Origin of the sequence: Saccharopolyspora thermophila, assembly GCF_014646075.1 — a bacterium.
GTDB lineage: Bacteria > Actinomycetota > Actinomycetes > Mycobacteriales > Pseudonocardiaceae > Saccharopolyspora > Saccharopolyspora thermophila.
Genome location: NZ_BMMT01000002.1, coordinates 15,118 through 28,851, shown reverse-complemented (window position 1 = coordinate 28,851; position 13,734 = coordinate 15,118). Strand labels below are relative to the sequence as shown.

The following is a 13,734-nucleotide window of genomic DNA, read 5'->3' as shown; positions in this document are numbered from 1 at the left end:
ACAGCCATCAACCGAGCGGGTCACCGCTGCTAGCGTCGAACACCATGAGCGCCCGTAGCCCCCTGCCCTTCGACCCCATCGCTCGCGCGGCCGAGATCTGGGCCGAGCGGGTGGGCCCGTCCACGACGATGGCCGCGGTCACCAGCGTGATGCGGGTGCAGCAAATCCTGCAGTCCGCAGTCGACAACGCGCTGCGCCCGTACAACCTGACGTTCGCCCGCTACGAAGCGCTGGTGCTGCTGACGTTCTCGCGGCGCGGCAGCCTGCCGATGCGGGTCATGGGCGACCGGCTCCAGCTGCACCCGACCAGCGTCACCAACATCGTCGACCGCCTGGAGCAGGACGGACTGGTGCAGCGGGTACCGCACCCCACCGACCGCCGCACCACCCTGGTGGAGATCACCGAGGACGGCCGCGACCTGATGAAGAAGGCCACCGAGGCGGTCACCGAGATCGATTTCGGGCTGCGCGGCATCACCGAGCGGCAGACCCAGCAGCTGACCGAACTGCTCGGCAAGGTCCGGCACGCGGCCGGCGACTTCTAGTTCAGCTCGCGCAGCGCATACCGGACACGGCCCCAGAACGTCGGCTCGTCAGAGTCCGGCTCCACCAGCAGGCCGCGCTTGTTCGCCCACCGCTCGAACCACAGCGAGGCCAGCGGCGGTACCGACGCCACCACGGCCAGCACCAGCACGCCGAACCGCCACCGCAGCGGGCTGAACACCACCAGGCAGGCCACCACGTAGGCGGTGAACACCAGCCCGTGGACCCAGCCCATCACCGTCACGCCCAGCGACAGGTGCAGCCCGTACTTGAAGGCCATCGCCACCAGCAGACCGATCCAGGAGAACGCCTCGGCGATGGCCACCAACCGAAACCATCCGGCATACGTACGCGGCACGTCACACCCACTTCCGTTCCAGCGGACCTCCTTGCGAGTGTGCCCGGTGGCGGCGGTCACACCCCGACCGGTCCGTTATGAGCGGGTCTGCTCGTCCACCCACGACAGGTGGTCCGGGCGCCGGCGAACGATTTGCGAGGCAATGATCTCCGGTACGTCGTCGCCGAGGCGGGTCCTGAGGTACTCGACCAGCGCGGGCAGCCGATCCGCCGCGGTCCTGATCTGCACCTGCCACTCGGCATCGCGCCGCGTCGCGCTCTCCGGAGGCCGACGGCCGTGTGACCCCACCCTCGCCGAGGTCGCGGATGCCGACACCACTCGAAGTGCGCGATTGAAAAATCGCTGGTCCCGGCGCTCGCGGGTCTCCTAGACTGGGGCGGTCAAGCGCTTTCTTGGCTGGACGAACCTCGCGGCCCGGTTGGTAGCCCGGGCGGTCGGCGGTGGTGGCAGCCCACCCCGGCTCGTTGTCCCTGGACGGGCAGGGAAACCAGTGCAGCCAGGCTGATTCGTCATGCCTGGAGGTAGGTTTCCGTGAGCGGGATGTTCACACTCTTCCACAACGGCCAGTTCTGGGTCGGCGTCTACGAGATCCGCGAAGCCGGACTCGTCCGCGCGGCCCAGCACGTCTTCGGCGCCGAACCCACCAACGCCGAACTGGTGGAATTCGCCGCCGGGCCAGGATTCGCCGAGCTGGCCCGGCGCGCGCACGCGGCACCCGCGGTCGCCGACGACGGCCGCGACGAGCCGCGCCGACGCCGCCTGCCACGACGCGAGCAGCAGACCGTTGTCGGCACCGCCGCCCAGCGGGCACTCAAAGAGTCGATCGCCGCCCGCGCGGTCGAGAACAAGGCCGCGCGGAAACAGCGCCGGGCGGAGGAAGCCCGGCGCCGACGCGACATCGCACGGGCCAAGGCCAAGGCGCGGCACCGCGGCCGGTGACCAGCGGTTCACCGGCGCCGGCGCCAGCAGGCCACCCCCGACGGCCCGCGCCACCGAGCGCGCAGCACGACCCACGGGGATGTGCCCTTGTCCATCGCCGCCTCCTCGCTTCGACAACCTTGTCAGGCAGGGACTCCACCGTCGCGACTCGGCGGCACCGGGGTTGATTCGGAACATCTTTTCTGTCCGGTTCCGCCAGCGCGGGATGCCGTTGCGCGGAAGCGGATGCGGCCGGCCGCCGACTTGACCGCCACCAGGCATTCCCGGCCTGCCCAGCGGGCCCGGAGCATGGGAACTTTCCTGTCACCGGGCGGTCAGCGTTTGCGCAGGAAGGGAACTTTTCTGCCAGCTCACCGGGGCGGTGGAGCAAGGGAACTTTTCTGCCACTGGGGGAGGCGTGGCGGGCAAGGGATCCTTTCTGCCATCCCGGCGGCGAGTGCGAGGAAGGGAACTTTTCTGCCGTTCCGCCTCCCGGGAATTGGGCCGGTCGGCGGGTCCGGGGCGACTTGGCGCAGCAACGGCATTGACACGGCACGGCGGGTTAAGGTGCAATGCCGGGCGCCATGACAACGTTGTCTGAGTCCGGGAACGTCAAGCGCGCCACGATGAACGACGTGGCGCGGCTGGCCGGCGTGAGCATCAAAACCGTGTCGCGGGTGGTCAACGCCGAACCGGGCGTGCACCCGGCGACCGCGGAGCGGGTACTGACCGCGATCGACCAGTTGGGCTTCCGCCGCAACCTGGGCGCCCGCAACCTGCGCCGAGGCACCGGCACCGGCACGGTGGGCCTGGTGCTGGAGGACCTGGCGAACCCGTTCTACTCGGTGCTGACGCGGGCGGTGGAGGAGGTCACGCGCGTCCAGGGCAGGCAGGTGCTGACCGGTTCGTCCGATGAGGACCCCGCGCGGGAGCGCGAGCTGGTGCTGGAGTTCTGCGCTCGCCGCGTCGACGGGCTGCTCGTGGTCCCGGCCGGGCACCAGCACGGCTACATCGCGCACGAGATGAACGCGGGAACACCGGTGGTGTTCGTGGACCGCCCGCCCGGCAACCTGTACGCCGACACGGTCCTGATCGACAACGCGGGCGGCACCGCGCTGGCCGTCCACCACCTGGCCGAGCACGGGCACCGAGACATCGGATTCCTCGGCGACTCCCCGGCCATTTACACCGCGGCCGAGCGCCTGCGCGGCTTCCGGGAGGGCTGCGCCCAGGCCGGGGTGCCGTTCTCGCCTGATCTGGTGGCGATGGGTCCGCACACCGACGAGTCGGTGGCGCAGGCGTTGCGCACCACGCTCAGCCGCGCGACGGCCCTGGTCACCGGCAACAACCGCATCACCATTCAGGCGCTGCGGGCGTTGGTCCACCAGCCGCAACGTCCGGCGCTGGTCGGTTTCGACGACTTCGAACTCGCCGACCTGCTGGATCCGCCGATCTCCGTGATCATGCACGACACCTGGGAGCTGGGCCGCTCGGCGGCCGAGCTGCTGCTGGCGCGCCTGGACGGCGACCGGTCGCCGCCGCGCCGCATCGTCATCCCCACTCGGCTGCTGGCCCGAGGATCTGGAGAGGTAGCACGGTGAGTTCAGTCCACAGTGAGCAATCCGGGGCAGCGCGTGCGATCGCGCTCCCGGCGAACCAGCCGCAGCAGTTCTACCGCGGCGGTGCGTCGATCGCGGCGCTGCGCGGCGGCGAGGACGACCGCGAGTACGGCCCGGAGGACTGGGTGGCGTCCACGACCACCCGGTTCGGTCACGCCGAGTCGGGGCTGTCGCGGCTGCCCGACGGGCGCTGGCTGCGGGATGCGGTGCGGGCCGCGCCCGAGTGGTGGCTGGGCCGCGAGCACGTGGCCGAGTTCGGCGACAGCACCGCCCTGCTGGTCAAGCTGCTGGACGCCGGGCAGCGGCTGCCGGTGCACTGTCACCCGTCCGACGCCTTCGCTCGGCAGCACCTGGGGTCGCGGTTCGGCAAGACCGAGGCGTGGGTGGTCGTCGGCACCAGCGGCGCCAACCCCGTGGTTTACCTGGGATTCCGCGAGGACGTGGCGCCCGAGGTGGTGGCCGAGTGGGTCGCCACCCAGGACTCCTCGGCGATGCTCGGCTCGCTCAACGAGATCCCGGTGCGCCCCGGCGACACCGTGCATGTCCCGGCAGGCACTCCGCACGCGATCGGTGCGGGCGTGTTCATCGTCGAGCTGCAGCAGCCGACGGACTTCTCGATCACATTGGAATGGCAGGGCTTCCTCGCCGACACCGAAAGCGCCTTCCTCGGCCTGGACCAGCGGTCCGCGCTGGAGACGGTGAACCGCTCCGGTTTCGACGACGCCGTCCTGTCGTCGCTGATCAGGCACACCGCCGATCAGGACGCGGCGCGGGTGCCGCTGCTGGCCGAGGACGCCGCCCCCTTCTTCCGGGCCGACCGGCTGCGCGGCGCGGTCGACCTCGAACCGTCCTTCGGGGTCCTCGTCGTGCTCGACGGCAGCGGGAAGTTGCGGTCCGACGAGGGCGTCGACCTGGACCTGCACCGCGGCAGCACCGTCGTCGTCGCGCACGCCGCCGGCGCGGCGCGACTCGAAGGCGACCTCACGGTGGTGCACTGCCGTCCCCCCGAGCCCGGGAGCCGCAGGTGAGCGAACCGCTGCTGGAGGCCCGCGATCTCATCAAGCGCTACGGGAGCGTCGAAGCGCTGCGCGGCGCGGCGTTCACCGTGTACCCGGGCGAGGTCGTCGCTCTGATCGGCGACAACGGCGCGGGCAAGTCGACGCTGGTCAAATGCCTTTCCGGGGTGGAACAACCGGATTCTGGGCAGATCCTGGTGTCGGGATCGCCGGTGGTGCTGGACTCGCCCACCACCGCCCGCGCCCACGGCATCGAAACCGCCTACCAGGACCTCGCAGTAGCCCCGGACCTGGACCCGGCCGCGAACCTGTTCCTCGGGCGGGAAATCCGCCGCCCCGGGCTGCTGGGGCGGCTGGGCATGCTGGACAAGGCGACGATGCGGGAGCAGGCGGCCGAGCACTTCGCCCGGTTCGGGGTGTCGCTGCCGGACCTGTCCGTGCCGATCGGCTCACTGTCGGGCGGCCAGCGGCAGAGCGTCGCGGTGGCTCGGTCGGTGGCGTGGGCCGAGAAGCTCGTCTTCATGGACGAGCCCACCGCGGCGCTGGGCGTGGTGCAGCGGGAACGGGTGCTGGACGTGATCCGGCGGGTTCGCGACACCGGGATCTCCGTCGTGCTGATCAGCCACAACATGCCCGAGGTGCTGTCGGTGGCCGACCGGGTCGAGGTGCTGCGCCTGGGCACCCGGGTAGCGCGGTTCAACGCCGCCGAGGCGAGCCTGGAGGACCTGGTCGCAGCCATGACCGGTGCACTGTCGCAGGAGGACGCGAACTGATGGCCACCGAGCAGGAAACTCGAGAGTCCACTGCGGACGCGCCGGCCGGGGCAGCGGGCAAGGGTCTCGGGGCGCGGCTGGCGGGCTCCAACACGGTGTGGACGGGGCTGGTGCTCGTCGCGTTGTGCGTGCTGTTCAGCGTGATCCGTCCCGACGCGTTCCCCACCCTGTTCAACGCCCAGACGTTGCTGGTGCAGGCCGCGCCGCTGCTGATGCTCGCTGTCGGCATGACGTTCGTGATCATCACCTCCGGTATCGACCTGTCGGTCGGCTCGGTTCTGGTGTTCGCCGGGGTGGTGTCGGCGCAGACCATGGAGCGGCTCAGCGGCGGTGACGCCACCGCCGCGGGCTGGGACGTGATCCTGATCGGCCTGCTGGTGGCGCTCGTCGGCGGCGCGGCCTGGGGCGTGCTCAACGGCGTGTTGGTCGCCGTCACGCGGGTCCCGGCACTGATCGTCACGCTCGGCTCGTTCGGGGCGGCACTCGGTGCCGCGCAGCTGCTGACCAATGGCGTCGACGTGCGCACCGTGCCCGCCGCGCTGCGCCACACCCTCGGCACCGGGACGTCGTTCGGCGTGGTGCCGAACCTGGTGCTCCTCGCCGCCCTGGTCACGCTGTTGGCCGCGTGGCTGCTGCACACCACGGCCTTCGGCCGCTACACCTACGCGATCGGCTCCAACGCCGAAGCCGCGCGGCGCAGCGGCATCAAGGTCACCCGGCATCTGGTCGCCGTCTACACCCTGACCGGGCTGCTGGCCGGGCTCGCCGGATTCATGTCGCTGGCCTACTTCGGCACCACCACCATCAGCGGCCACAGCAACGACAACCTCAACGCGATCGCCGCCGTCGTGCTCGGCGGCACGAGCCTGTTCGGCGGCATCGGCTCCGTGCTCGGCAGCGTCATCGGCGTGTTCATCCCCGCGGTCCTCGACACCGGGTTCGTGATGGCCGGGGTGCGGCCGTTCTGGCAACCCATCGCGGTCGGCGCGGTCCTGGTGGCCGCGGTGTGGCTGGACCAGCACCGGCGGCGGGCGCGCAACAACCGCTGACCCAACGACTTCGGCACAACGGCGTGTGGAGGTAGCGAAGCTGATGAGAACCCACAGGATCGCGCTGGCGCTGGGCACCGCGCTGCTGCTCGCGGGCTGCGGCTCCGGGCAGATCGGCGACACCGGCGGCGGGCAGACCGACCCCAACAACAAGAACCTCGCCCTGATCACCGGCATGCGCGGCGAACCGTTCTACGTGTCCATGGAGTGCGCCGCGCAGCAGGAAGCCGCCGCGCAGGGCTACCAGCTCAACGCGCAGGCGCCGGAGAAGTTCGAGCAGGCGGAGCAGTCCCAGATCCTCGGCAGCGTCGTCAGCACCCGGCCCGGCGCGGTCATCATCGCCCCGACCGACGACAAGGCGCTGGCCGCACCGCTGCAGCAGGCCAAGAACAACGGCATCCAGGTCGTCGAGGTCGACACCGCGCTGCAGGACCGCTCCATCGCCGTCGCCTCGCTGTCCTCGGACAACTACGCGGGCGGCAAGCTGGCCGCGCAGACCCTCGCGCACCTGGTCGGCGGCCGCAGCGGCTCGGTGCTGGCGCTGAACACCAAGGCGGGCACCTCGACCACCGACGAGCGCGCGAAGGGCTTCGAGGAGGAGATCGCCAAGCACCCCAACCTCAGGCTGCTGCCCACCCAGTACACCGACAACGAGCCCGCCACCGCCGCCCAGATCGTGTCCGCCACGCTGGCCGCCAACCCCGACCTGGTGGGTGTGTTCGGCACCAACCTCAACACCGGTGAGGGTGCCGCGACCGCGCTGGCCAACGCGGGCCGGTCCGGGCAGGTGCAGCTGGTCGGCTTCGACACCAGCCCCAAGCAGGTCGAGGACCTGCGCAACGGCCGCGTCCAGGCGCTGATCGCGCAGAACCCCGCGCGCATCGGGCAGGAAGGTGTGCGCCGCGCCATCGCGGCGATCAAGGGCCAACCGGTGGAACGCGAAACCCGCACGGAGATGATCGCGATCACCCGGGACAACATGGACCAGCAGTCCCAGTACTTCTACAAGTCGCACTGCTGAGAGCCCCGGACGGCCGTTGCGGATGCGGGGCACCTCTCTCCTCGGTTTCTTGGTGGGGTGACTCGCAGTCATGCCCGCACCGCGTGAGCACTGGTTCCGGCGGCCGGGCCAAGGGAACCTTCCTGCCCTGCCGCCTCGGTCGGACCCGAGTGGAGCAAGGGAACCTTCCTGTCACCCCACCGGCCCCTGGGCTGCACAAGGGAACCTTCCTGCCACGTCCGCGCCCATCCTGGCGTTACCGTGGGGATATGGGTGCCTTCCGCGAACTGTTCCCCGGTCGAAAGCTCAAGCACGAGGGTGACGAGAGCGGCGTCGGGCAGCAGCACGATCCGGGCGGGCCGCTCGACCTGGACAGCGGTGTGGTGTACCTCGCGCCGCCCGAGCAGCCGAGCACCGACGACCACGACGAGACCGCAGATCCGCAACAGGACTGACACTCCCCGTCACCCGAAGGATCGACATTGGGGGCATCACAGGGCGATAGCGGATCCATGCAATAACCCTCAGCACGCAACCTGCTCCGTTACTGTGCCACGGGCAGGTGAGCACGGCCTTCTTCCCGAGGTCCGATGATCACTGCCGGTGCTGATCGTCATGCGCCGAGCCCGCGCACGAGTGGAGGAAGGGACGCTGTGCAGCCGGACAACGCATTCGCGAACCCGGCCTCGACCAGGCCGAAGTCGTCGAGGACGGCACGGCGCTGATCGGGAGCCTCACCCCCGCCGGGTCCAACGGGGCCGCCACGCCCGAGCAGCAGCGCGCCCTGGCACACCGGATCGGCCAGGACTGGAATCGGATCAGCTCCAGCATTGCCGAACTGTTCGCGACCGGGGTCCCGGAGAACGAGCCGCGGACCCAGCGCGTCATCCACGAGCACTACCAGTGGATCTGCCACTTCTGGACGCCCGACCGCGCCTCCTACCTGCGACTGGCGGAGATGTACGTGAACCAGCCGAAGTTCCGCCGCCGCATCGAACGTAAGAAACCGAAGGGCATGGCGGCCTACATGCGCGAGGCGATGATCACCTACGCCTGGGCCCACCTGCGCTGATCACCCTCCCGAGGGCGGTGGTGACAGGAAAGTTCCCTTGCTCTCATCCCCGCGCGACCGGAGCGGCTGCTGTCGGTGCCCTCATCTTGAATGGCAGCCATGCGGAGATGGGTGCTGCACATGGACATGGATGCCTTCTACGCATCCGTGGAGCAGCTCACCCGCCCCACCGTGCGGGGCCGCCCGGTGCTCGTCGGCGGTCTCGGGCCGCGCGGCACCGTCGCCGGCGCCAGCTACGAGGCCCGCCAGTACGGTGCGCGTTCGGCGATGCCGATGGCCGAGGCGCGCCGCCGCTGCCCGGTGGCCGTGGTGCTGCCCCCGCGGTTCCGCGTCTACCAGGCGGTGAGCGCGAAGGTGCTGGGCATCGTGCGCGAGGTCTCCGACGTCGTGCAGCAGGTCTCCATCGATGAGGCGTTCCTGGAACCCACCGAACTGGCCGGTGCTGAGACGGCCACCGTGGAGCGGTTCGCGACGCAGCTGCGAGCGCGGGTGCTGGGCGAGGTCGGGGTGATCGCGTCCATCGGCGCGGGGTCCGGCAAGCAGCTGGCGAAGATCGCGTCCGGGCTCGCCAAACCAGACGGCATGCTGGTGGTCCCGCCGGAGCGGGAGCTGGAGCTGCTGTCCGGGCTGCCGGTGCGGAAGATGTGGGGTGTCGGCCCGGTGACCGAGTCGAAGCTGCACCGCATCGGTGTCCACACCATCGGCGAGCTGGCCGCCCTGCACCTCAACGACGTGACGTCGCTGCTGGGACAGGCACTCGGGACGGAACTGCACCGGCTCGCGCACGGCATCGACGACCACCCGGTGGCCGAGCGTGCCGAAGCGAAGCAGGTGAGCGCCGAGACGACGTTCGACGTGGACATCACCGAGCAGGCCAGGCTGCTGTCCGAGGTGGTCGGGATGGCGGAGGCCGCGCACCGGCGCCTGGTGGCCTCCGGCCGCGCAGCGCGCACCGTGACGCTCAAGGTGCGTGACTCCGACTTCACCACGATCAGCCGGGCGGAGACGTTTCCGTCGGCGACCAGCGACCTGGCCGCGCTCACGGCCGCAGCCCGGCGGCTGGTGCCGGTCGCGGTACCACCGGGCACCCCGATCCGGCTGGTCGGCGTCTCCTACTCCGGGCTGGCGACGTCCGAGCAGGCGCCGCTGTTCGACAACCCCGCCGACCAGCAGGAGGGCCCGGCACCGGTCGCCGCGCCGACGGCCGGACCCGACCCGACGCCCGCGCCCCGGCAGTGGCGGGCGGGCGACGACGTGCGGCACACCGAGTTCGGGCACGGCTGGGTGCAGGGCTCCGGGCACGGGCGGGTCACGGTCCGGTTCGAGACGGCGGCCACCGGGCGCGGCGTGGCCCGCACCTTCGCCGTCGACGACCCGCAGCTCAGCGCCGCCGACCCGCTGGACAGCCTCGGCTGGTGACTCAGCTCGGCGTCGGCGGCAGCCGCCGCTTGTACTGCCCGACCCACTTCTGCGGGGCCACGGCCTGCACCGCGGCCTCCAGGTTCCGGGGCAGTCGGCTGAACGGCGGCAGGTGGAACCGGTAGCGCTCCCCTGGCAGACCCGGCATCGACGGCGGCTCCGCCACCAGCCAGCGGTCCAGTTCAGGATGCCGCGCCGCGAACCCCGGGTCGGCCGGGTAGAACTCCAGCGCCTGGCGGCGCTCCGGGGCGACGGGTCGGCTGTTCTGGATCCACGGCAGCGTGCCGACCCCGACCGCCTTGATCTCGTCCCAGGCCACACCGAAGACCTCGCCGCGGGTGCGGGCGTAGAAGCCGCTGCGGTCGATCAGGAAACCGCGGCTGCTGAGCATGCCCCGGGACGCGGTGATGAACCACAGGAACAGCACGCTGAACACAAGCTGCCCGATCCACAGCCCGACGCTGCTGCCGCTGTTGACGAGCGCGGCGGCCATCAGCACGGTGAGCAGTCCGCTGATGCCACCGCCGACCAGCAGCATCCGGAAGCTGCTGGCGCTGACGTCGACGTCGTGGGCGTCCGCGCTGAGCAGCACCGGGCGGTGCCCGACACCGGGCTGCACCCGGGTGGCGGGTTCCGGCGGCGGGCCGGAGGTGTAGCGGGCCGTGTCGCGGGCACGTGCCGGGACGGTCGCCCGTTCCTGGTCGACCCGATCAGCCCGTTGCCATCCCCCTGGAAGCCACTTCATGCCGTCCAGGGTAGCCACGCCGCAGCGAGTTGATCACGATCGGTGCCCGCCAAGCCCAGGGAGCTCCCAGGGGTCGCCCGGAGCCGGGGTCAGGCCGCGGGCACGCGCAGGATCAGGGCGTCACCCTGGCCACCGCCGCCGCACAGGGCGGCCGCGCCGACACCTCCGCCACGCCGCTTCAGCTCCAGCGCGAGGTGCAGCGCCAACCGCGCACCGGACATGCCGATGGGGTGGCCCAGCGCGATGGCCCCGCCGTTGACGTTGACCTTCTCCTCGTCGATGCCCAGGGCCCGGGTGGAGACGATGCCCACCGCCGCGAACGCCTCGTTGATCTCCACCAGGTCCAGGTCGGCGGCGTCGATGCGCTCCTTGGCGCAGGCCGCCTTGATCGCGTTTGACGGCTGCTCGTGCAGGCTCGCGTCGGGGCCCGCGACCACGCCGTGCGCGCCGATCTCGGCCAGCCACGACAGGCCCAGCTCCTCGGCCTTGGCCTTGCTCATCATTACCACCGCGGCGGCACCGTCGGAGATCTGCGACGACGAGCCCGCGGTGATCGTGCCGTCGGACGTGAACGCGGGGCGCAGCTTGGCCAACGTCTCCACCGTGGTGTCCGCGCGGACGCCCTCGTCGGTGTCCACGACCACCGGGTCGCCCTTGCGGCGCGGCACCTCCACCGGGGTGATCTCCTCGGCGAACAGGCCCTTGTCGATGGCGGCCGCGGCGCGCTGGTGGGAGCGGGCGGCGAACGCGTCCTGCTCCTCGCGGGTCACGCCGTGCCGCGAGTTGTACTTCTCGGTGGACAGGCCCATCGCGACCTGGTCAAACGCGCAGAACAGACCATCGTGGGCCATGTGGTCGAGCATCTGCACGTCACCGTACTTGAAGCCCTCGCGGGAACCGGTGAGTAGGTGCGGCGCCTGGGTCATCGACTCCTGTCCGCCGGCCACCACGATGTCGAACTCGCCGGCGCGGATCAGCTGGTCGGCCAGGGCGATCGCGTCCAGCCCGGACAGGCACACCTTGTTGATGGTCAGCGCCGGAACGTCCATCGGGATGCCTGCGGCTACCGCGGCCTGGCGGGCCGGGATCTGCCCGGCGCCCGCGGTGAGCACCTGGCCCATGATCGTGTACTGGACCTGGTCCGGCCGAACCCCGGCCCGCTCCAGGGCGGCCTTGATGGCGAAGCCGCCGAGCTGGGCGCCGGAGAAGTCCTTGAGCGAGCCGAGCAGCCGCCCCATCGGGGTGCGGGCTCCCGCCACGATCACCGAACCACCCACAACTGCCTCCCGGGTCCGTTCCGACGTACGCGTCCTTGCGCCGTAGCACCATCATCGCCCGCTGGCGCTCTCGGGACCATACCCCCGCTGACACTCCGTGCCGCATGTGACGACCGCCATAATGCCGGCAGCGGGACCGCACCCTGCCACGGCTCGGGTGACAGGAAAGTTCCCTTGCTCCACACCAGGTGTGCGGGGCTCTGCGGGCGGAGATGACAGGAAGGTTCCCTTGTGCACGTCCGGCACCGGCCGGCTCGGGTGACAGGAAGGTTCCCTTGCTTCGCCCGCCGCCGGTGCGTCAGCAGTTGCCGGTGCTGGTCGTGACGTCGCAGAGGTCCGTCTCCGCGGCCCAGAAGAGTTCGGTGCGGGCGTTCACGCCGAGTTCCCGGGAGGCCGAGACGTCGGTGTCCGCTCCGGAGTCGGCCTTGAGCCAGTACCGCACCTCGTAGTTCATGCCGCCTTCGGCGTAGGTGAAGACGTAGAACGGGGCCGGGACCGGGGCGGGGCCGAAGTCGGGGGCGGTCCAGGCGTCCTCGCCCTGGGCCTTGGCGGGGTCGACGTACAGGCAGTCGTACTCGACGGTCTCGTACCGGCAGGTGCGCGGCTCCGCCCCGCCGTACCGGGTGACGCTGGTGTCCTCGGTGACACCGTCGCGTTTCAACCGCTGGTAGATGGATTCGCAGGCGCCGCCGTCGCAGGCGTGCCAGTCACGCCACGCGGCGGCGCGGGCCTGCTTCGCGGAGGAGCCGCCGCTGACGGCTCGGCAGTACCTGCCGACGATGTGGGATGCCACCTTCCGGGCCGCACTGGTGGAGTCGATGGCGGTGGCGGCGGTTTCCTTCGCGCCGAGCCCGGCGGAGTCGAGTTGCCACATGCCGACGCCGGGGTTGAAGAACAGCCCTTCGGCCCGCTTTTCGGGGTCGGCGAGGGAGTTCTGGTCGTCGTAGCGGGAAAGCGTCATCGGGGAGGGCGCTTGGCCGGACCCGGCCACTTCGGGCCAGGTCGGCGAGACGGTGAGGTAGGTGGCGTCGGTGGCGCTGATGGTGCAGTCGGCTTGTTCGGCGGCGGCTTTGGCCGCCGACTGCACGGCCGCGTAGGGTTCGGCGCCGAACCTGAGCGGTCCGGGCCGCACCCAGGCCCGGTCACGCCGCATCTGGTCGGCTCGGGGGTTGTCGCCGCCTCCGCCGCTGATCACGCCGTCGCCACCAGCGGCCAGTGCGGTGCCCGGTCCGGCGGCGAGTCCAAGCGTGGCGAGGAGAAGCCCGAGTCCGCGGACCGGTCCACGTTGCCTGCTGGCCATTTCTGCCCCTCCCACGTGAATCAGCCACATGCTCGTGCGGTGCAAGGTCACCTCACTCCGCCGGTCGAGGCAATTCGATCTTGCCGGTTTTACTGCTTTTTCCCACGTTCTGCTGTTCAGCCGAGCGGGTTAGGCTGCGGGCATGCGAGCGGAACTGCAGGGCCTTGTCACGGCGATCGACCACGTGGGCATCGCGGTTGCCGACCTGGACGCGGCGATCGCGTTCCAGCGCGACACCTTCGGTCTGGAGGTCACCCATTCCGAGGTGAACGAGGAACAGGGCGTGCGCGAGGCGATGCTGCGCGCTCCCGGCGACCTCTCCGGGGCGACGCAGATCCAGCTGCTGGCGCCGCTGCGCACGGACTCGGCCATCGCGAAGTTTCTGGACCGCAACGGTCCCGGGCTGCAGCAGCTCGCGTTCCGGGTGACCGATGTCGAGGCGGCAATGGCGGCGTTGCGCGCCAAGGGGCTGCGGCTGCTCTACGAGGAGCCGCGGCGCGGCACGGCAGGCAGCCGCATCAACTTCGTCCACCCCAAGGACGCTGGTGGTGTGCTGGTGGAGCTCGTCGAGCCCGCCGAGTCCACTGAGGACCAGAATCACCCGATCCGGTCATGAGCGGGGAGCCCCGCCCCTGCACACCCGAG

General features: G+C 70.7%; 16 protein-coding genes. 11 read left to right on the top strand and 5 right to left on the bottom strand.

Annotation, left to right across the window (positions count from 1 at the left end):
• Positions 1–44 precede the first annotated feature (44 nt).
• Positions 45–545: a MarR family winged helix-turn-helix transcriptional regulator gene (locus IEY17_RS03545; RefSeq protein ID WP_188985434.1), complete on the top strand. Its 501-nt coding sequence runs from the start codon at positions 45–47 to the stop codon at positions 543–545.
• Here the strand turns inward: IEY17_RS03545 and IEY17_RS03540 are convergent.
• Both IEY17_RS03540 and cutA read right to left on the bottom strand, forming a co-directional pair.
• Positions 542–901, bottom strand: coding sequence for a DUF3817 domain-containing protein (locus IEY17_RS03540; protein ID WP_268240286.1), 360 nt, complete (start codon positions 899–901; stop codon positions 542–544). The genes IEY17_RS03545 and IEY17_RS03540 overlap by 4 nt on opposite strands.
• Positions 902–976: 75 nt before the next feature.
• A complete protein-coding gene (gene cutA, locus IEY17_RS03535) occupies positions 977–1,189 on the bottom strand; it encodes a divalent cation tolerance protein CutA (RefSeq protein WP_188986253.1) in 213 nt (70 codons plus the stop codon).
• Between the two features lie 252 nt (positions 1,190–1,441).
• Between cutA and IEY17_RS03530 the strand changes: the two genes are divergently transcribed.
• The 9 genes from IEY17_RS03530 (at position 1,442) to IEY17_RS03490 (ending at position 9,767) form a co-directional block, all read left to right on the top strand.
• On the top strand, positions 1,442–1,840 hold the full coding sequence (locus IEY17_RS03530; protein ID WP_229679813.1) for a YjdF family protein: 399 nt from the start codon (positions 1,442–1,444) through the stop codon (positions 1,838–1,840).
• Positions 1,841–2,445: 605 nt separating this feature from the next.
• Positions 2,446–3,420 (top strand): LacI family DNA-binding transcriptional regulator, encoded by a 975-nt coding sequence (locus IEY17_RS03525; RefSeq protein ID WP_188986252.1) that lies wholly within the window; start codon positions 2,446–2,448, stop codon positions 3,418–3,420.
• On the top strand, positions 3,417–4,466 hold the full coding sequence (locus IEY17_RS03520; protein WP_229679812.1) for a class I mannose-6-phosphate isomerase: 1,050 nt from the start codon (positions 3,417–3,419) through the stop codon (positions 4,464–4,466). Before IEY17_RS03525 ends, IEY17_RS03520 begins: the two co-directional genes overlap by 4 nt.
• The gene (locus IEY17_RS03515) at positions 4,463–5,227 is read left to right on the top strand and encodes an ATP-binding cassette domain-containing protein (protein ID WP_188985430.1); all 765 of its coding nucleotides are present in this window, start codon (positions 4,463–4,465) and stop codon (positions 5,225–5,227) included. The genes IEY17_RS03520 and IEY17_RS03515 overlap by 4 nt, the downstream gene beginning before the upstream one ends.
• The gene (locus IEY17_RS03510; protein ID WP_188985428.1) at positions 5,227–6,276 is read left to right on the top strand and encodes an ABC transporter permease; all 1,050 of its coding nucleotides are present in this window, start codon (positions 5,227–5,229) and stop codon (positions 6,274–6,276) included. The genes IEY17_RS03515 and IEY17_RS03510 overlap by 1 nt, the downstream gene beginning before the upstream one ends.
• Positions 6,277–6,319: 43 nt before the next feature.
• Positions 6,320–7,297 carry an ABC transporter substrate-binding protein gene (locus tag IEY17_RS03505; protein WP_188985426.1) on the top strand — a complete coding sequence of 326 codons (978 nt, stop codon included), beginning with the start codon at positions 6,320–6,322 and terminating at the stop codon, positions 7,295–7,297.
• A 248-nt stretch (positions 7,298–7,545) separates the two neighbouring features.
• Positions 7,546–7,731 (top strand): hypothetical protein, encoded by a 186-nt coding sequence (locus tag IEY17_RS03500; RefSeq protein WP_188985424.1) that lies wholly within the window; start codon positions 7,546–7,548, stop codon positions 7,729–7,731.
• 215 nt (positions 7,732–7,946) lie between these two features.
• Complete coding sequence (locus IEY17_RS25180) at positions 7,947–8,348, top strand: TipAS antibiotic-recognition domain-containing protein (protein WP_188986250.1); 402 nt, start codon at positions 7,947–7,949, stop codon at positions 8,346–8,348.
• 99 nt (positions 8,349–8,447) lie between these two features.
• On the top strand, positions 8,448–9,767 hold the full coding sequence (locus IEY17_RS03490; RefSeq protein ID WP_188985422.1) for a DNA polymerase IV: 1,320 nt from the start codon (positions 8,448–8,450) through the stop codon (positions 9,765–9,767).
• Between the two features lies 1 nt (position 9,768).
• Here the strand turns inward: IEY17_RS03490 and IEY17_RS03485 are convergent, their stop codons facing one another.
• The 3 genes from IEY17_RS03485 to IEY17_RS03475 form a co-directional block, all read right to left on the bottom strand.
• Positions 9,769–10,512 (bottom strand): hypothetical protein, encoded by a 744-nt coding sequence (locus tag IEY17_RS03485; protein ID WP_188985420.1) that lies wholly within the window; start codon positions 10,510–10,512, stop codon positions 9,769–9,771.
• Positions 10,513–10,601: 89 nt separating this feature from the next.
• Positions 10,602–11,789, bottom strand: coding sequence for an acetyl-CoA C-acetyltransferase (locus tag IEY17_RS03480; RefSeq protein WP_188985418.1), 1,188 nt, complete (start codon positions 11,787–11,789; stop codon positions 10,602–10,604).
• 298 nt (positions 11,790–12,087) lie between these two features.
• Positions 12,088–13,089 carry a hypothetical protein gene (locus IEY17_RS03475; RefSeq protein WP_188985416.1) on the bottom strand — a complete coding sequence of 334 codons (1,002 nt, stop codon included), beginning with the start codon at positions 13,087–13,089 and terminating at the stop codon, positions 12,088–12,090.
• A 142-nt stretch (positions 13,090–13,231) separates the two neighbouring features.
• On the opposite strand from IEY17_RS03475, the gene mce reads away from it, so the two are divergent.
• Positions 13,232–13,705, top strand: coding sequence for a methylmalonyl-CoA epimerase (gene mce, locus IEY17_RS03470; protein ID WP_188985414.1), 474 nt, complete (start codon positions 13,232–13,234; stop codon positions 13,703–13,705).
• Positions 13,706–13,734: the final 29 nt, after the last annotated feature.